The 19290-nt window shown below is 43.2% G+C and carries 17 protein-coding genes; 8 read left to right on the top strand and 9 right to left on the bottom strand.

The window, feature by feature from the left end:
- Positions 1-9 precede the first annotated feature (9 nt).
- From PP181_RS02340 to PP181_RS02320, 5 genes are all read left to right on the top strand, one after another.
- Positions 10-2007 carry a fumarate reductase/succinate dehydrogenase flavoprotein subunit gene (locus PP181_RS02340; protein WP_154917662.1) on the top strand — a complete coding sequence of 666 codons (1998 nt, stop codon included), beginning with the start codon at positions 10-12 and terminating at the stop codon, positions 2005-2007.
- Between the two features lie 9 nt (positions 2008-2016).
- Positions 2017-2763, top strand: coding sequence for a succinate dehydrogenase/fumarate reductase iron-sulfur subunit (locus tag PP181_RS02335; protein ID WP_154917661.1), 747 nt, complete (start codon positions 2017-2019; stop codon positions 2761-2763).
- 65 nt (positions 2764-2828) lie between these two features.
- Positions 2829-3299, top strand: coding sequence for a very short patch repair endonuclease (locus PP181_RS02330; protein ID WP_154917660.1), 471 nt, complete (start codon positions 2829-2831; stop codon positions 3297-3299).
- Between the two features lie 135 nt (positions 3300-3434).
- Positions 3435-3980 (top strand): type 1 glutamine amidotransferase domain-containing protein, encoded by a 546-nt coding sequence (locus tag PP181_RS02325; RefSeq protein WP_154917659.1) that lies wholly within the window; start codon positions 3435-3437, stop codon positions 3978-3980.
- 68 nt (positions 3981-4048) lie between these two features.
- The gene (locus PP181_RS02320; protein ID WP_272635830.1) at positions 4049-5203 is read left to right on the top strand and encodes a methionine aminotransferase; all 1155 of its coding nucleotides are present in this window, start codon (positions 4049-4051) and stop codon (positions 5201-5203) included.
- On the opposite strand, the gene PP181_RS02315 is transcribed toward PP181_RS02320, so the two are convergent.
- From PP181_RS02315 to trhO, 9 genes are all read right to left on the bottom strand, one after another.
- A complete protein-coding gene (locus PP181_RS02315; RefSeq protein WP_272635829.1) occupies positions 5200-6351 on the bottom strand; it encodes a serine hydrolase domain-containing protein in 1152 nt (383 codons plus the stop codon). The two genes, PP181_RS02320 and PP181_RS02315, sit on opposite strands and share 4 nt — an antisense overlap.
- Before the next feature lie 284 nt (positions 6352-6635).
- Positions 6636-7136 (bottom strand): GNAT family N-acetyltransferase, encoded by a 501-nt coding sequence (locus PP181_RS02310; RefSeq protein WP_246160815.1) that lies wholly within the window; start codon positions 7134-7136, stop codon positions 6636-6638.
- 29 nt (positions 7137-7165) lie between these two features.
- Positions 7166-9538, bottom strand: coding sequence for a S9 family peptidase (locus PP181_RS02305; RefSeq protein ID WP_272635828.1), 2373 nt, complete (start codon positions 9536-9538; stop codon positions 7166-7168).
- 494 nt (positions 9539-10032) lie between these two features.
- Positions 10033-10689 (bottom strand): CoA transferase subunit B, encoded by a 657-nt coding sequence (locus PP181_RS02300; protein ID WP_272636202.1) that lies wholly within the window; start codon positions 10687-10689, stop codon positions 10033-10035.
- Position 10690: 1 nt separating this feature from the next.
- On the bottom strand, positions 10691-11392 hold the full coding sequence (locus PP181_RS02295; protein ID WP_272635827.1) for a CoA transferase subunit A: 702 nt from the start codon (positions 11390-11392) through the stop codon (positions 10691-10693).
- A 112-nt stretch (positions 11393-11504) separates the two neighbouring features.
- Complete coding sequence (locus PP181_RS02290) at positions 11505-13847, bottom strand: penicillin-binding protein 1A (protein ID WP_272635826.1); 2343 nt, start codon at positions 13845-13847, stop codon at positions 11505-11507.
- 4 nt (positions 13848-13851) lie between these two features.
- Positions 13852-14337 (bottom strand): gliding motility lipoprotein GldH, encoded by a 486-nt coding sequence (locus tag PP181_RS02285; protein ID WP_272635825.1) that lies wholly within the window; start codon positions 14335-14337, stop codon positions 13852-13854.
- On the bottom strand, positions 14330-15511 hold the full coding sequence (locus tag PP181_RS02280; RefSeq protein WP_272635824.1) for a PSP1 domain-containing protein: 1182 nt from the start codon (positions 15509-15511) through the stop codon (positions 14330-14332). Before PP181_RS02280 ends, PP181_RS02285 begins: the two co-directional genes overlap by 8 nt.
- A 143-nt stretch (positions 15512-15654) precedes the next feature.
- Positions 15655-16695, bottom strand: a complete 1041-nt coding sequence (trhO, locus tag PP181_RS02275) for an oxygen-dependent tRNA uridine(34) hydroxylase TrhO (protein WP_272635823.1) — start codon at positions 16693-16695, stop codon at positions 15655-15657.
- Between the two features lie 331 nt (positions 16696-17026).
- On the opposite strand from trhO, the gene recA reads away from it, so the two are divergent.
- The 3 genes from recA (at position 17027) to PP181_RS02260 (ending at position 19289) form a co-directional block, all read left to right on the top strand.
- A complete protein-coding gene (recA, locus tag PP181_RS02270) occupies positions 17027-18034 on the top strand; it encodes a recombinase RecA (RefSeq protein WP_138256564.1) in 1008 nt (335 codons plus the stop codon).
- 204 nt (positions 18035-18238) lie between these two features.
- Positions 18239-18655, top strand: a complete 417-nt coding sequence (locus tag PP181_RS02265; protein ID WP_272635822.1) for a hypothetical protein — start codon at positions 18239-18241, stop codon at positions 18653-18655.
- Positions 18656-18725: 70 nt separating this feature from the next.
- Entirely contained in the window at positions 18726-19289 is a 564-nt protein-coding gene (locus PP181_RS02260; RefSeq protein ID WP_272635821.1) for an RNA polymerase sigma factor, read from the top strand.
- Position 19290: the final 1 nt, after the last annotated feature.

Genomic DNA, 19290 nt, shown 5'->3' with positions numbered 1-19290 from the left:
ACAGCTAATATGGCATTAGATTCAAAAATACCTGAAGGCCCATTGGCCGATAAATGGACCAACCATAAAAACAAAATCAACCTTGTCAACCCTGCGAACAAACGTAATATTGACGTTATCGTAGTGGGTACAGGCTTGGCGGGAGGATCCGCCGCGGCAACTTTGGCGGAATTGGGATACAACGTAAAGGCATTCTGCTTTCAAGATTCACCACGTAGGGCACATTCCATTGCCGCACAGGGTGGGATAAACGCCGCGAAAAACTATCAGGGCGACGGCGATTCTACTTACCGACTTTTTTACGACACCGTTAAAGGCGGGGATTACCGCTCGCGCGAGGCAAACGTTTATCGTCTGGCCGAAGTATCCGCAAATATCATTGATCAATGTGTGGCCCAAGGGGTGCCATTTGCCAGGGAGTATGGGGGTTTATTGGACAACCGTTCTTTTGGGGGCGTTTTGGTATCGCGAACGTTTTATGCAGCGGGCCAAACCGGACAGCAATTGTTGTTAGGGGCGTATTCCGCTATGAACCGACAAATTGGTAGGGGGAAGATAAAGATGTACAACCGGCATGAAATGTTGGATGTGGTCATTGTCGATGGAAAGGCTAGGGGTATTATTGCCCGTGATTTGGTATCCGGTAAGATAGAAAGGCATTCCGCCCATGCGGTGGTTTTGGGTACTGGCGGTTACGGGAACGTATTTTATTTATCCACCAATGCCATGGGCAGTAATGTGACAGCTGCTTGGAAAGCTCATAAGCGAGGGGCCTTTTTTGCAAACCCATGTTATACCCAAATACACCCAACTTGTATCCCTGTTTCAGGGGACCATCAATCCAAGCTTACCTTGATGTCAGAATCCTTACGAAATGACGGTAGAATCTGGGTGCCCAAGAAATTGGAGGATGCCGAAGCGATACGAGCTGGGAAACTTAAACCAACGAAGATTGCTGAAGAAGACCGAGACTACTATCTGGAAAGGCGTTACCCGGCTTTCGGTAATTTGGTGCCTAGAGATGTAGCATCTAGGGCGGCCAAAGAACGTTGCGATGCCGGATACGGTGTAAATGCCACCGGTGAGGCCGTGTATTTGGATTTTGCCGATGCGTTCATGCGCTATGGTAGGGAACAGGCCTTGGTGAAAGGATTGGACGTAAATGATGATGTCCTCGTTAAAAAATTGGGTCAGGAAGTCGTGAAGACAAAATATGGAAACCTGTTCCAGATGTACGAAAAAATCGTGGATGAAAATCCATATGAGACCCCAATGATGATCTATCCCGCGGTGCATTATACCATGGGCGGTATTTGGGTGGACTATAACCTGATGACGACCATTCCAGGTTGTTATGCGATAGGGGAGGCGAACTTCTCCGATCACGGTGCCAATAGATTGGGAGCGTCCGCATTGATGCAGGGTCTGGCAGACGGTTATTTTGTACTACCATATACCATTGGCGATTATTTGGCAAACGATATTCGTACTGGACCTATCCCAACGGATACCAAGGAATTTGATGAAGCTGAAAAATCGGTTCGGGATAATATCGATCACTTGATCAACAACAAGGGCAAACACCCTGTTGACTATTTCCATAAGCGTCTTGGTAAAATCATGTGGAATAAATGTGGGATGTCCAGAAATGAAGCCGATTTAAAATCGGCCATCAATGAAATTGCGGAACTACGTGCCGAATTCTGGAAAGATGTTTTGGTACCCGGTTCTGCGGACGAATACAACGAGGAACTTGCTAAGGCGGGACGCGTTGCCGATTTCCTGGAGTTGGGAGAATTGTTCGCCAAGGACGCCCTGCAAAGGGAAGAGTCCGCAGGTGGTCATTTTAGGGAGGAATATCAGACTCCGGAAGGTGAGGCCAAAAGGAGAAAGGAGTTCCAGTATGTTTCTGCTTGGGAATATAAGGGAGAACCGAAAGACGCCGTTTTACACAAGGAAGATTTGGTGTACGAGAATATAGAAGTTAAGGAACGAAGTTATAAATAAAGAAAAGCTATGAATTTAACATTGAAAATTTGGCGTCAAAAAAACGCTAATGATAAAGGAAAGATGGTTGATTATAAAATCAGCGATGTTTCCCCCGATATGTCATTTTTGGAAATGCTGGATGTGTTAAATAGTCAGCTGATATCAAAAGGAGAGGAGCCCGTAGCTTTTGACCATGATTGCAGGGAAGGTATCTGTGGGTCTTGTTCCTTATATATTAATGGCGAAGCTCATGGACCTGATAGGGGAGTTACTACGTGCCAATTGCATATGCGAAAATTCAAGGACGGTGACACAATCTATATTGAACCTTTTAGGGCGACGGCCTTTCCGGTAATCAAGGATTTGATTGTAGACAGAAGTGCCTTTGACCGTATCCAGAATGCGGGCGGTTTTATATCGGTAAATACCTCTGGTAATACCATCGACGCCAACGCGATTCCAGTAAACAAGCACGATGCGGACGACGCCTTTAGTGCCGCCACATGTATTGGCTGTGGTGCCTGCGTGGCCAGTTGCAAAAATTCTTCGGCCATGTTGTTTGTAGGTGCCAAAGTTTCCCAATACGCGCTGTTGCCGCAAGGAAGGGTAGAGGCCGTTGACCGGGTAAAGAATATGGTCGCGCAAATGGATTTGGAAGGTTTTGGAAACTGTACCAATACCGGTGCATGTGAAGTCGAGTGTCCAAAAGGAATATCCTTAGAGAATATTGCCCGTATGAACCGGGAGTATCTATTCGCAAACGTTAAGGGTTAATTCCTAGATCATAAAGTTTTTATAAATCCCATTTCATTCGAAATGGGATTTTTTATTTTTAGCGGATGTCCAAAAAGTATTCCGAAGAACGAATTATAGTCCCCAGATTTAACGAAGAATCCGGATTCTACACCACACCCCAACGCTCGAAGATTATGAGTAAGATCCGGGGAAAGGACACAAAACCAGAAATGGCCTTTAGAAGGGCCTTGTATGCGGCCGGATATCGATATAGGGTAGACTACAAAAAACTCATTGGAAAGCCGGATATCGCTCTAAAAAAATATAAAACGGTCATTTTCATAGATGGGGAATATTGGCATGGCGAAAACTGGGAGGAACGCAAACCCAAGATCAAGACCAACCGCGATTTTTGGATAGCTAAAATAGAACGCAATATGCAGCGTGACCAAGAGGTAAATCAGGAATTGGACCGCTTGGGCTATACCGTATTTAGGTTTTGGGAACGCGAGGTCAAAAAGGAGCTGGACCGATGCCTTCAAGAAGTCCTTCAACATCTTGCATCAGTTCACTAAAAATCCTAGCCTTTGTCCGTTTAAGAGAGCTTTAACCTTCAGCAGTCCTAATTTAATAAGGCATTAACGGAGATTTTCCTTTCCTATTATTATATTCTTCTAGTGATAGATTATTAACTTAAAAAAATGAATATAATGAAGAGGATAGCAATTTTAGCAACACATGGATTTGAAGAAAGTGAATTGAAATCACCTAAGGAAGCCATGGAAAAAGAAGGCTTTCAAGTGGACATCATAAGTCCGGAAAACGGAAAAATAAAAAGCTGGGCCAATGGCAACTGGTCAAACAGTTACGATGTGGACAGAAATCTTTCCGAGGTAAAAGCATCGGATTATAATGCTTTGGTATTGCCCGGAGGTGTAATGAATCCAGATACCCTAAGAAGAAACGAAGATGCCTTGGTTTTGGTTAGGGATTTCTTTAGCATGAAAAAGCCGGTGGCGGCAATATGCCATGCCCCCCAGATTTTGATCAGTGCCGATGTCGTAAAAGGAAGAACCTTGACTTCTTTCAGTTCCATAAAGGATGATCTCATCAACGCTGGAGCCAAATGGGAAGATAAAGAAGCTGTTGTGGATGAAGGTTTTGTAACCAGTAGAAATCCACAGGATTTACCTGCCTTTAACTCAAAAGTAATTGAGGAAATAAAGGAAGGTAAACATGAAGCGCAACATGCTTAATTTTTTAGTTTAGTTGTTTGGAAAGGCCCGGGTTTCTTCTCGGGCTTTTTTGGTTTATTTTTATGATTATGAATATCGATACGAAAAACAGTTCCAAACTGCCCAATGTAAAAACTACCATATTTACGACCGTAGGGAATTTGGCTCGAAAACATAAGGCCCTTGACCTGTCCCAAGGGTTTCCAAATTTTGAGGCGGACCCGAATCTTATTTCCTTGGTGAACAATGCCATGATGGAGGGACACAACCAATATGCCTCCATGCAAGGGTATTTTGGTCTTAGGGAGGTTATTTCTGAAAAAATTCAAACACTTCATGGTCATCAATACCATCCAGAAAATGAGTTGACCATTACGGTGGGCGCTACCCAGTCCATTTATACGGCCATATCGGCATTTGTGCATGTAGGAGATGAGGTAATCGTACTAAAACCTGCCTATGACTGCTATGAACCGGCCATTCTCGTCAATGGGGGCAAACCGGTCTTCCTCCAATTGGATGCCCCGGATTATAGCATAGACTGGGAAGCCTTCAAAGCCAAAATCACCAAAAAAACTAAAATGTTGATAATCAATACACCGCATAATCCCAGTGGAAAAATACTTTCCCAAAACGATATGCTATGGTTACAGGAAATTCTCAAGGATACGAATATTTTGGTATTGAGCGATGAGGTGTACGAACATATTGTATTTGACGGACAACAGCACCAGAGCGTATCCAGATTTCCGGATTTGGCGCAGCGTAGCTTTGTCTGCGCCTCTTTTGGCAAGACCTTTCATGTTACCGGCTGGAAAATGGGTTATTGTGCCGCTCCAAAAGCCCTGATGGAAGAATTTAGAAAAGTGCACCAATTTGCCGTCTTCTGTGTTGACCATCCCGTACAGCGGGCTTTGGCAGAATACTTAAAAACCCCCGAACACTATCTTGGGCTCAATGATTTTTATCAAAGGAAGCGAGATCTATTCCTAAAGGGCCTTGCCTATAGCAATTTTAAGTTCATCCCCTCGCAAGGCACCTATTTCCAACTGTTGGACTATACCCAAATTACCCAAGAATCTGACGAGGACTTTGCCAAAAAACTGATTCTTGAGCATAAATTGGCTAGTATCCCCATATCCTCGTTTAATGTAAACGACAGGGATGATAAGGTACTCCGATTTTGCTTCGCGAAAAAGGAGGAAACGTTGGAAAGGGCTGTGGAAATTTTGTCCTCACTTTAGTCCAGCGCCTCATTCAATTTGGACATAAATTCCCCGATTTTATTGGGTTCCAACCATCTAGTAACAACGACCATATCATTTTTCGGATCTATGACGATAAAATTTCCGCCAAAACCAGCGGCGTAGTATATGTTTTGCGACAATCCATCCCAATACCTGTCCCCTTTTTTATTCAACCACCACATATAGCCGTAATTGCTATTTGGAACGGAGGGTGTTATGGCTTTCTCGATCCACTCCTTACTAATCAATTGTTCGTTTTTCCATTTGCCATTGTTCAGGAACAACAAGCCAAAACGGGCCATATCTTCCGTATTGATGAACATTCCTCCTCCTGAATGGCCACCACCTGTCACGGATTTCATTTGTATTCCATCTATTTCCGTCCACGCATGGCCGTATCCATGCCATCTCCAGGTTGTGCTCGCCCCGATCGCATCCATGATATTTTCTTTTAAAACTTGGGGAAGCGGTTTTCGCCATACATGGGTAAGGGCGTAGGCAAGTACATTGACACGTACATCGTTGTATTCCATGAACGTACCGGGCTCCTTGGGTTTTTCAAACTTCCAGTCATCGATATCACCTTCTCGCGGTGGCCGGTCCGCCCAATCCTTTCCACCCCATAATTCACCGGACCAAGCCGAATTCTGTTGTAATAGATGTTCCCAGGTGATTTTGGAATTGTGTTCCCCTTCAAAGGTACCGTCCCAAATATAATCACCGGCCTTATCTTGTGTTGTGGAAATCAATCCTTGGTCCCATGCAAGTCCGGCCATTGTACTTAAAAAGCTTTTGGTGACGCTAAAGGTCATATCCACCCTTTTTACATCGCCCCACTGTGCTATTACATAGCCATTCTTAAGAATCATTCCCGCAGGACCGCCCCGTTTTTTGGTAGGACCCAATATCTCATGGAAAGGCTCCCTTTCAAAACCCTTTAATATAGCGATCCTTAAATCTCGGGAACCGGTATATTCGTTCGCTTCGGCAAAGTCTACGACCGCTTTTAGTCTTTCGGTATTGACTTTATATTCCGTTGGATTTTTTTGTTCCCAAAGGGCATTTCGCTCCGGAAAGTAATATTCCTGGGCGTTTAACATACCGCAAATCACTAGAGCTAACAAGGTGAACTGTAAACTTTTCATCTGTGTATTTTTATTGTTTTTAATGGGTCATGCTTCGACTACGCTCAGCACAGGGTTGCAATTATTCACATCATTTAAGTTTGTCTACCATAGGTGTTCATGAATCTTCGATTTAGTTCATTATTTACTATTTGCTTTTAAGCGGTATTCATGAAACTTCGTTTTCGCCAATAACCATTTACTCACGAAGCTTGTCTATTTTCAAAAAGGGTGTTCGTGAACCTTTGGTTTCAGTGGGTATCAAGAATTGTTATGGCTCATTTCATATTTAGTATTCTTATTTTTTAAAAGTCGAAACGCATGAGCCAATCCGTTTGCTCGTCCTGTCCAATAAAGTAGGGATGTGTCCCAAATTTATAGAATCCATGACGTTCATAAAAAGCGATGGCACGGGGGTTTTTCTCCCAAACGCCCAACCACAAAAATGATTTTTCGTTTCCTTTGACCCAATCCTTTATCCAATCCAAAATCCGCTTCCCCAATTGTTTTCCCTGGAAGGCTTTAAGGACATAGATACGTTCCAATTCCATTGAACCCTCTTGTTTTATATCCGTTTGGGCATCGCCTTCGTTCAATTTAAAATAGGCCGCCAAAACACCCTCAAAATACACAAAATAAAAATTCATTTTAGGGTTGTCAAGTTCCTTCCCTAGCTGTGTTCTTGAAAAGGCCTTGTCCAAATATACATTGAAATCCTCGGGATTGTTCTGAGCTCGAAAAGCATCGGAAAAAGTAGTTCTGGAAATGGTCATTAATTCCTTTAATTCCGAAGGTCGACACGGCATAAATTCTATTTTGGGAATATTCGGCATTTCTAATCCGTCAAAGTTTCCTCGAGCAATTTGAATATGCGTTTATACTCATCGGTCCAGCTACTAGGTTCCACAAAACCGTGGCGTTCCACGGGATATACGGCCATTTCCCAGTTTTCCTTGCCCAGTTCTATGAGCCGTTGGGATAATCGGACCATATCTTGAAAATGCACGTTGTCATCCACCATTCCGTGTAAAATAAGCAATTTACCTTCTAGACCTTCCGCAAAATAGATAGGGGAACTCCGTTTATAGGCCAGACTGTCCGCTACCGGCGTATTCAGAATATGCGCGGTATACGGGTGGTTATAGGCCGCCCAATCGCCCACAGAGCGTATGGCCGCTCCGGCACTAAAGGTTTCCGGTGTGTTGAACATGCCCATTAAGGTTATAAATCCGCCGTAGGAGCCACCATAGATACCGATTTTATCTGGATCAACCCCGTAATTCTTTACCAAGTAGTTGGCGCCATCCACTTGGTCTGACAGGTCCTTGCCACCCATGTGACGGTATATGCCCGTCCGCCAATCCCTACCGTAACCGGCACTGCCGCGGTAATCGATGTCCAAGACGGTATAACCATTGTCCACCAATAGATTGTGGAACATATATTCACGGTAATAGGAGCTCCACCATTTATGGGCATTCTGTAAATAGCCTGCACCGTGCACGAAAATTACGGCCGCGTTATTCTTGACTTCCAACTTGGGGGTGTACAACCTTGCGTGAACCATGGCGCCGTCAGAGGCCGAAAACGTAATAACCTCTGGATCCTTCCAATCATAGGAATTGAATGCTGTCGTATTGGAACTTGTGATGGCTGTAGGTTCGCTTGTATCTCCAAACAGCGGATTGCCTTGGAGGTATAGCTCTGTGGGCTTGTTGGAGTAGGAATGTAGAATGGCCATCTGTGTTTCATCTGGTGAAAGCGTTACGTCGTTTCGGCCTTCCCATTGGGTCAATTGTTCCATTTTGCCGCCTTTTAGGGGCATGGTATAAAACTGGCGGTCGCCCGGATGGTTCTTATTTGCCGTAAAATACCAGCGTTTTTTATCCTTGGAGATAAAGGGGTCATAAACTTCAAAATTGCCCGAGGTCAAGGCCTTTTTGTTCTTGCCGTTCATATCCATGGTATACAGGTGGGAATAGCCTGTTTTTTCGGATTTATACCAAATACTTTTTCCGTCGGGCATCCAACCCAGGTCGCCCCCATCAAACCACCCAGTAATGCCGGGGCCCGCAATCCAAGCCTCGTCATGTTGCCGGTCAAGGAGTTCTATTTTTCCCGTTTTGGCATCCAAAAGCACCAACCATCGGTTTTTATAATTGCTGGCCTGAATGTCCAAAATGGCCTTTTCACCCTCAGGATGCCATGTAGGACTGGGTATCCTTCCAATTGGATTTTCGTTTTGATAGGTCTTGTCCGGGTAATCCTGCATGAATTCCGGAACATCGTGCAAGCCTTCCAGGCTATCTAAAACAACGCTATATTGGGTACGTTCCTTAGTGTCGTACACGAACATTGCATAGGTTGGAAGCTCGTCGCCTACCTTGGTCCGGGTGGTTTGTTCTTCCGTATACCCGGACTCTGTCACAAAATGGGGTACCATGGTGCTTTTGTTTTTGGGGGAATCCATCAGCACAAAGCTAATATAGCGCCCGTTAGGGGAAATGGTTTGGTTGATGACCTGTTTCTTTCCGGTTGCAATGGGCAGGGGTTCAAGGGCTTCCAATTTTTTGGCGATTTGCTCGCCCAACTCCTTTTTTTCCTTCCGTTGGCGTAAAACACCAAAAAGTTCCAATTGATCTTGGTACAGCCATTCATCCTTCTCGCTCCGTTTAGGGTCTTCCACCACTTGTTCCACAAAATCCGTAAGCTGTTCCAAAACCCCGTTTTCCATATCCCAAGAAAAAATATTGGATCCGTTAACAAAAGCCACTTTTTTTCCATGGTCCGTAAAGTGTGGATTGGATTCTCTTTCCTTGGTGTTGGTGATGGCCAATGATTTGCCCGTGGCATTATCCAATAGGAAAATGTCCCCGTTTTTAGCATAGACCGATTTATTTAGCGAAGGATGGTCCACCTTACGCATTGCGGGAAGCATTTCAGCTTTAAGGAAACCGACTTTTTCAATGTTTTTGGAATTTAAATTATAGCTATAAAGCGAATCGCTATAGGCCATTTCTGGATTCCAATCGAAATAGATGGCGGATTGGTCGGTCGCCCATAAGACATTGGAAGGCCGGTGCCCGATAAAGTCATCGCCTTTCATGATATCCTCAATTTTTAATCTGGAGGTATTCGAAGCTTGCGCGGCTACGTCCACTAAGTGCCCTAGAAATAGGTTGCAAAAGACAAAAAAGTACTTTGTCATAGAAACTGGATTTAATTCTCAAAGAAGAGTAAGATGATAAGGCAATAAAAATAGGAATAATTAGCAGGGTAGGGCTGGCAATTTATAATTAAGATTTGGATGTAAATTGTCCAATACTATTTCCAATTCAAAAGTGAGCTAATTTAATGGTTCATTTTTCAATTAGAAACTAAAAAAGAGCAACCTGGGGGAGTTGCTCTTTACAGTTAATTTCATTTGCTTTTGACCTAAAGCATGAAAAGCTTTTTCGTCAAACGTACAAAACCACTAAAAAAATCATTATGGTATACTTGCACTTTTTCTTCTCTCGGAATGTAATTCTGGGTATCCATCTTCGGTTAAGTTTTGCTTTTACTTTGGGTTAAAAAATATCAGTGACGTAAATATAGGTACAAAGAGAAGCTGTTTGTGAATTATTGTTGTGAAGTTATCCCAAAATGTTGTGAATAAATCAAGGTATTTGATTTATCCGATGAAATGCAATCGTTGTAGTGTTAGTCCAATTTCATTTCAGGAATGTCCCCGGACACGATAAGTGTACCTTCCGTAGCCTGTTTTATTTCTTCCACGGATACTCCTGGCGCACGTTCCAACAGGATAAAACCTTCTGGGCCTATTTCCAGTACCGCAAGGTTCGTCACAATTTTTTTTACACACTTTACGCCCGTGAGCGGTAGGGTGCATCTTTTTAATAATTTGGATTCCCCGGCCCTATTGGTATGCATCATCGCCACGATAATATCTTCTGCGGATGATACCAAATCCATCGCTCCTCCCATTCCTTTGACCATTTTTCCCGGTATTTTCCAATTGGCAATATCCCCGTTTTCAGCAACTTCCATAGCCCCTAAAATGGTAAGGTCTACATGTTTGCCCCGTATCATGGAAAAACTGGTGGCCGAATCGAAAAAGGAGGCACCGGGCAGGGTTGTAATGGTTTGTTTACCTGCATTTATAATATCTGCATCCTCTTCACCTTCAAAAGGAAACGGACCCATGCCCAATACGCCATTTTCACTTTGAAACTCCACACTAATATCGTCACGTACAAAGTTTGCTACCAGGGTAGGAATACCAATACCGAGGTTCACGTAATAACCGTCCTTTACTTCTTGGGCGATTCGTTTTGCAATTCCGTTTTTATCTAACATTTTAAGCTCTTTTTCGTACGGTTCGTTGTTCGATTCTTTTCTCATAACCATCACCTTTGAAGATTCTTTGGACAAAAATCCCCGGAACATGTATTTGATTGGGGTCCAAAGACCCGGCGGGTACCAATTCCTCTACTTCGGCTACTGTAATCTTTGCCGCACCACACATAACCGGATTAAAATTTCGGGCCGTTCCCTTAAAAATGAGGTTGCCGGCCTCATCGCCCTTCCATGCCTTAACAAAAGAAAAATCGGCTTTGAAAGCTTCCTCAAGCACATACATTTTTCCATTGAACTCTCGTGTTTCCTTACCTTCCGCGACTTCGGTGCCGTAGCCTGCCGGAGTGAAAAAAGCTGGAAATCCACCTTGTGCGGCCCTACATTTTTCTGCCAAGGTCCCTTGGGGGGTCAGTTCCACCTCCAATTCCCCACTAAGCATTTGCCGTTCAAATTCGTCGTTTTCGCCCACGTAGGATGAAATCATTTTTTTTATCTGACGCTTTTGAAGTAAAAGCCCTAAACCAAAGTCATCTACACCTGCGTTGTTGGAAATGCAGGTGATGTCCTTTATGCCCAATCGCACCAATTCTTCTATGGCCTTCTCCGGAATTCCGCATAATCCGAATCCGCCGAGCATAAATGTCATGCCATTTTGAACCCCGGCAAGCGCGTCCGATACATTTGAAACCGTTTTTCTAATCATATCCGTACGTTAAATGTCATATTACTAAAATAGCGCTTTTAGATTGAACAAAATAAAAAAGCCTCGGTGTATACCGAAGCTTTTTTAAAAATTTTGCAATATTTGACGTATATCAAAAATCCAAATCTTCAAGATCGTCCTCAATCTCAATATCCTTCTGTTGGTCTTCAATAAATTGGGTACAATCTGTGACAATGGTCATATCTTCCGGTTTTTCAAAATCTTCCTTCGATACGCCCAATTCCTCGTTCGCATAATTCTTTTTCATATACAATCCCCAAATGGGCAATGCCATGGAGGCTCCTTGGCCATAAAGTATATTTTTAAAATGGATGGAACGCTCTTCACCACCTACCCAAACACCGGTAACCAAATTAGGCACCATACCCATAAACCACCCGTCACTGTTGTTTTGGGTGGTACCCGTTTTCCCGGCAATGGGGTTGGTGAGCTCATATGGGTATCCCGTAATAATCTCTTTATACACCGTATTATTCTTGTTGTAAGCATGTCTCAGGCGCGTACCTGAACCACCTTGGGTTACCCCTTTCATCAAATCGATCATGGCATAGGAAACTTCCTTGCTCAGCACATCTTTCGTCTCTGGAACATACTCATACAATACGGTCCCGTTTTTATCCTCGATTCGGGTTACCATAACTGGTTTTACATAGACCCCTTGATTGGCGAAGGCTCCATACGCCCCAACCATATCATAAATATTGGCATCCAAGGTACCCAGGGCGATGGAAGGAACTTCCGGAACTTCCCCAGACATTCCTAGGTTCTTCGCAATGGACACGACCGATTTTGGCCCCACCTTATCGATTAATTGTGCGGTTACGGTATTAACGGAATTGGCCAAGGCGTGCTTTAAGGTCATTTCCTTACCCGTGTACTTAAAATCGGAATTTCTTGGGCACCAAGCCTCCATGTTTCCATGTTTGCCCGCCTCTATGCAATATTGTGTATCCGGTAGTTTTTCACAGGGCGAAAGTCGGAGTTGATCTATGGCGGCGGCATATACAAATGGCTTGAACGTAGAACCTACCTGCCGGGCCCCTTGTATAACGTTATCGTATTGAAAGTGCTTGTAATTGATACCCCCAACCCAAGCCTTTACATGGCCTGTTTGAGGCTCCATGGACATCATCGCCGCCCTTAAAAAGGTTTTGTAGTACCTGATGGAATCCAAAGGGGTCATGACGGTATCCTTTTCACGGGTATCGCTTTTCCAATCGAATACGGTCATTTCGGTTTTTTTGGTGAAGGAACTCCTGATTTCCTCTTCTGATTTGCCCGCTGCCTTCATCTCCCTCCAGCGATCGGAGTTTTTCATGGCACGCTCCATGATTGCTTCCGTTTCCTCTGGGGTAATATCAGAGAAAGGTGTAGTTGCATTTCGTTCCTTGGTGTTTTGATTGAAAAACTCGGCCTGTAGGTTTGCCATATGGGCGTATACCGCCTCTTCGGCGTTGGCCTGCATCTTGGAATCGATCGTGGTGTATATTTTCAATCCATCCAGATAGATGTTCCATTTATCACGTTCACCGGCCAAGGCGGGTTTGGGATTTTCGTCGATCCAATCCTTCATAAAACGTTGCAAGTACATCCTAAAATAAGTGGCCAAACCTTCCCTATGGTTCTCCGGATTGTAGTTGATGTCCATTTTTAGGGCCTGCAAGGAATCCTTTTCCTGCTCGGTGATATAATCGTATTTGGCCATCTGGGCCAGCACAACGTTTCTTCGGGTTTTGACCATTTCCTCTCTTCGAAGTGGATTGAAAAGCGAAGAATTTTTGAACATACCAACCAACATGGCAGATTCCTCTATTTTCAAATCCTTGGGCTCCTTTCCAAAATAGATACGTGCTGCGGAACGAATACCATCCGCATTGTTTCCAAAATCATAAATGTTAAAGTACATGCTTATGATTTCCTCCTTGGTATAGCTTCGCTCCAAGCGTGTGGCCAATACCCATTCCTTTATTTTTTGTTTGATTGCGTCCAGTTTACTTCTGGAGCGGACCCCCACAAAAAGCTGCCGCGCCAATTGTTGGCTAATGGTACTTGCCCCACCTTTGGTTCCCAAAAAGAAGAAGGCACGTACCGTTCCCCTAAAATCGATTCCGGAATGGTCCTGAAACCTGGCATCCTCCGTGGCTACCAAGGCGTTGACCAAATTCTCCGGCAGATCCTTATATTTTACATCGGTACGGTTATCGTCCAAATAAAATTTCCCTAATAACTCGCCATCCGAAGAAATTATCTGGGATGCTAGATTGGTTTGCGGGTTTTCCAAATATTCGTAGGGCGGTAGTTCACCAAAAAAACCCCATGCGGCGGAAAGAAAAATAAGTGCGACAAATGCCACACCCGAAGCAAATAGTATCCAGAACCATTTGATATATTTTGAAAAACCGGAGTTGCCTTTCTTTTCTGTCGCTTTTGCCATGAGCTTAGAGATTACTTTTTGTTATTTCAAAACCTACATCCGTAATGCCTTCCAGGGAAATCACCCCTTGAACATTTCCGTTTTTTCGCATCGCGTGCGAAACTTCTAAAGTATATACGCCAGAATTGGGAAAAACGATGTTTTCCTTATACCATAATTTGTTCTCCTTCAAACTCCCGGAACCTTTGCCGAGCCAAGTACCGTCCGGCATTGCCATGGTATATTCAAGGGTGTCCTGTAGCACCTCTCCTTCCGGGGTATTCAATGCCGTAATTAAAAAAAGATTGCTATAGGGAAATGTATCGTCGTTACGAATATTGATGAAGATATCATATTGCTGTAGGGTATCCAATTCGGAAAACGTGAACTCCAAAACATCGTCTTTGTTCCAAACGGCCCCATTGAGACTTTTATACTCGGTTGCGACCACAATGGTATTACAGGAATGGAGAAGGATTATGGCAAACACTAAAAAAAGACAGTTACGCATTTTTTTTGCTCCTATTTCGTTTTCTATTTTTATTCGTGTTCTTTTTTCTGTTCCTGTTTCTGTTGCCTTTTGAATTTTTCTTCGGCCTATCAAAACGGGTAAGGCTATCTTGACCCACTACATTTTCAAAAACTACCTTATCCTCAACAATATTGTCCGCTGCATAAATTTCAAGGCTTGGAACTTTTTCTTTTTTCTTGTTTTTTTCGATGATCTCGTTCACCTGGTCCTTGGAGAGGACATGCCAATTGGCCGGTTCATCCTTGTATGAAAACCAAAGCAGTTCCTTGAAAATATCCGTTTTTTGACAGAAGGCCAATCCCTTTTCCGTAAACAGTTTGGTGTCCTGTGGTGGAAAGTCCTTTAAGGCATCCAGGTAAACGTCCAGCTCATAATTAAGGCAGCATTTCAGTTTACCGCATTGTCCCGCCAATTTTTGGGGATTTAACGAGAGTTGTTGATAACGTGCGGCAGAGGTGCTTACGGACCTGAAATCCGTTAACCAGGTGGAACAGCACAACTCTCTTCCGCAAGACCCGATACCGCCCAAACGTTGGGCTTCTTGCCTATATCCTATTTGCCGCATTTCGATACGGATACCAAAGGCCTTGGCCATATCCTTGATCAATTGACGGAAATCAACCCGGTCCTCCGCGGTATAATAAAAAGTCGCTTTAGATCCATCACCTTGAAATTCCACATCTGAAATCTTCATCTGCAGTTTTAGGATAATTGCGATTTCCCTGGACCGTTTTTTTATTTCCTCTTCCCGGTTACGGCACTTCTGCCAGATATCGATGTCCTTTTGCGTGGCCTTTCTGTATACTTTGGGAATTTCCTCTTTGGAAGGGTCTATTTTTTTACGTTTCATTTGTACACGGACCAGTTCGCCCGTGAGGGTCACCATGCCAACGTCATGACCCGACTGTGCCTGAGTGGCAACCACATCCCCAATGGATAAGGATAGGTTTTCCGTATTTCTAAAGAATTCCTTTCTACTGTTTTTAAATCGTACCTCCACATACTCAAATGGACGCTCTCCGTTGGGAAGCGACATGTTTGAAAGCCAATCAAAAACAGTTAATTTATTGCAACCATCTGTACCGCAAGTACCGTTATTCTTGCATCCCTTTGGTTGTCCATCCTTGCCGGTAGAACAACTACTACAACCCATATTTTATATATTGATTTGGCCCAATCCCAAAAGATTTGCCAAACTAGGTTCATAAAAAATCTTCTTGTAAAGATAATGAAAATCTATGCGAAAAAAAGAGCACTTAATTTACCCTAATCTTGATATGTGGAATTTCAGTAGACCTAAACAGATTGCTTTTTAAACTTGAGAACCTCTGAGCGCCCTTTTTTAAAGATTTTGTTGCTTACCACTTTCCCTTTTCTCAGGGCCTTTTGTTCTTCGTAAGGCAATGCATGTATCTCCTTACAATGGTCCGAACAACAATCGTTCATTTTTTCCGCACATTTTTTACATTGAATGAACAGAAGGTGACAGGCCTCATTGGCACAGTTTACATGGTCATCGCAGGGTTCCCCACATTGATGGCATTGGGAAATGATATCATCGCTGATGCGTTCGCCCCTTCTATGGTCGAACACAAAGTTTTTGCCCAAAAATTTGTTCTCCAGTTTCAGTTGTTCTACTTGTCTGGCATATTCGATTATACCCCCTTCCAGTTGGTAGACCTGTCTGAAACCTTTATGCTTGTAATAGGCACTGGCCTTTTCGCAACGGATGCCTCCGGTACAGTACATGACCAATTTCTTATCTTCTTTGTGGTCCTGAAGGTCCTTTTCGATGATATCCAAGGAATCCCTAAACGTATCCACATCTGGCGTGATGGCATTCTTAAAATGACCGATTTCGCTTTCATAATGATTTCTCATATCTACCAAGACAGTATCGGGGTCTTCTATGAGCTTATTGAATTTCTCCGCATTCACGTGAACCCCTTTGTTGGTTACATCGAAGGTGGCGTCGTTAAGGCCATCGGCCAGGATCTTATGCCGTACCTTGACCTTTAATTTTAAAAAGGACATATTGTCCTGTTCTATGGCGATGTTCAATCGCACATTTTCCAAAAAGGTAATACTATCCAAAAAATCCTTGAATCGCCCAAAGTTCCCTGCGGGAACGGACAATTGGGCGTTGATGCCTTCATGGGCTACGTAAATTCGGCCCAAGACATCCATTTCGTTCCAATGAATGAACAAATGATTTCTAAAAATGACAGGATTGCCAATGTGTGCATATTTATAGAAAGAAATGGTCAGGCGATCCTGACCGGCCTCTTCAATGAGGGCCGCCCTTTCCTTTGCACTTAAGGTATTGTACAGTTGCATGCTATACGAATAGTTAAGTTAACAAATTTTGAAGGGCAAAGATATAAAATCCCGTAGGAAGGTCGGTTACCTATACTTAATAAAAAAAGCCCCGAATAATTCGAGGCTCTTCGTTCGGCCATCCCTGCTTTTCTTCTTCACAGCATTGTTTGAGTTAGTTTCTATCAAGAAATGGCCATCAAAACCAGTGACACTAAAACCAACCAACAAAACATGTTTTGCCAGTTTGCTTTTTAACTAGATAAGAAAAGTTGCAAATGGTTGCGTTCAAAAACCGAATATTCTTTTTTAAGAAAAGAAACACTAATTTAGCGTTCCTAAAAAACACACAATGAGTTCCGAAAAAGAAGCCAAATTAAAAGCCCTGAAACTGACCCTTGATAAACTGGATAAGACCTATGGAAAAGGCGCCGTAATGAAGATGGGTGACAGTGTTGTTGAAGATGTAGAGGTAATTCCGTCAGGATCCCTGGGACTTGACATTGCCTTGGGTGTTGGAGGATATCCCCGCGGAAGGGTTATTGAGATATACGGGCCTGAATCTTCTGGAAAGACTACCTTGACATTACATGCCATTGCCGAGGCACAGAAAAAGGGTGGAATTGCGGCCTTTATTGATGCGGAACACGCGTTCGACCGTTTTTATGCCAAAAAGTTGGGTGTGGATATCGATAATCTCATCATATCCCAACCGGATAACGGTGAGCAGGCCTTGGAAATCGCCGATAATTTGATTCGTTCCGGAGCGATTGATATTGTAATCGTGGATTCCGTGGCAGCTTTGACGCCCAAGAGCGAGATTGAAGGCGAAATGGGCGATTCAAAAATGGGATTGCATGCCAGATTGATGTCACAGGCATTACGTAAATTAACAAGTTCCATAAGCAAGACCCATTGTACGGTGATTTTCATCAACCAGCTGCGGGAGAAAATTGGGGTGATGTTCGGGAACCCTGAAACAACAACAGGGGGTAATGCCTTAAAATTCTATGCTTCGGTCCGATTGGACATTAGACGTTCCACACAGATAAAAGATACGGACGGAAACATTCAAGGTAACAAGACTCGGGTAAAAGTGGTCAAGAACAAGGTAGCGCCTCCATTCAGGACCACCGAGTTCGACATCATGTACGGCGAGGGAATCTCCAAGGTAGGAGAAATCATTGACCTTGGCGTGGAGTACGAAATCATTAAGAAAAGTGGTTCCTGGTTCAGTTACGGCGATACCAAACTAGGGCAGGGTAGGGATGCAGTCAAAACACTTTTAATGGACAATCCTGAATTACTGGATGAATTGGACGGCAAAATTCGTGAAGCCCTCAACGCGGTCAACAACTAAACTCGGTTGTAAGGTATCTATGGGGTTTTAGATTCGAAAAGAGTTTCTCGATTTACTGTAGGATTTCAAAAATATTGCCAGAACCAACAAGTTCAATCCTTTTGTCCCATTATTTTATTAAATCAAATCCCTCATTAATTAGTGGGGGATACTACGCAACCTTTAGGGGGTATTTTCATCTTTCTTATAAAAGAAATTGTAACGATGATTAAAAAATATACCCTAGTGGTTGCGTTTTTCGCTTTGGTGTTGGGAAGTTGTTCCATGGAAGATGATGAACCCAACTTTAATTTTAAGGCATTGCGCATAGAAAGTGCGGAATTACCGGAATACTTCAATTTGAACGAAACCTATCAGATAAAGGTAACCTATTTATTGCCAGATGGTTGTACGCAATATGAAGGTTTTGATGTGACCATGGAAGATACGACCGTAAGAAATGTAGTTGCCATAGGTGTTGCAATGACAGATTTGGTATCTTGTACCCAAGCGGTTATCCAAGAGGAGGCATCCTTTAACTTTATAGTTAAATATGACCAACCCTATACTTTTAGGTTCTATCAGGGGGAGAATAGTGATGGCGAACCTGAGTTTTTGGAGGTAGAGGTACCCGTCAACTAAAAGAACATTTTCGGAGTACCCTTAGGGGCCAATAAATCTCGGATTTCGAATAAAAATACAACCAACTAATTTGTCGCAGGAAGAACTGGTACATAGATGTAAGAAAGGCGAACGCAAGGCCCAAGAGCTATTGTACAGGCAATATGCTGGAGTACTCTTTGGTATCTGTTTGAAGTATTCCCGCAATAAAACGGAAGCAGAGGACAACCTGCATGATAGTTTTATGACAATTTATGATAAAATTGGGCAGTACGAATCCAAAGGGTCTTTTGAAGGTTGGATAAAGCGAATTACAATAAATACGGTATTACAGAAATACAGACAGCAGGAGTATTTAAGCGTAGTCAATGAGAATATTCCGGACGAGGTAACCGTAGAGTCCAATTATGCGGATATAGGACTTCCATCTTTATTGGGTTATATACAGGAACTGCCCAATAAATATAGGACAACCTTCAACTTGTATGTGCTGGACGGTTATAGCCATAAGGAAATCAGTCAGATGTTGGGAACCACAGTGGGCACCTCCAAGTCCAATTTGGCCCGCGCCAGAATGTTGTTGAAGGAAAAGATAGAAAGTAAACTGTCACAATCCATTATTGGGTTGGTGATTATTATAGGTAATTGTTTTTGAT

It is taken from the genome of Maribacter sp. PR66 (assembly GCF_028464205.1).
In the GTDB taxonomy this organism is placed as follows: Bacteria; Bacteroidota; Bacteroidia; order Flavobacteriales; family Flavobacteriaceae; genus Maribacter; species Maribacter flavus.
This window is presented reverse-complemented; position numbering and strand designations above follow the sequence as displayed.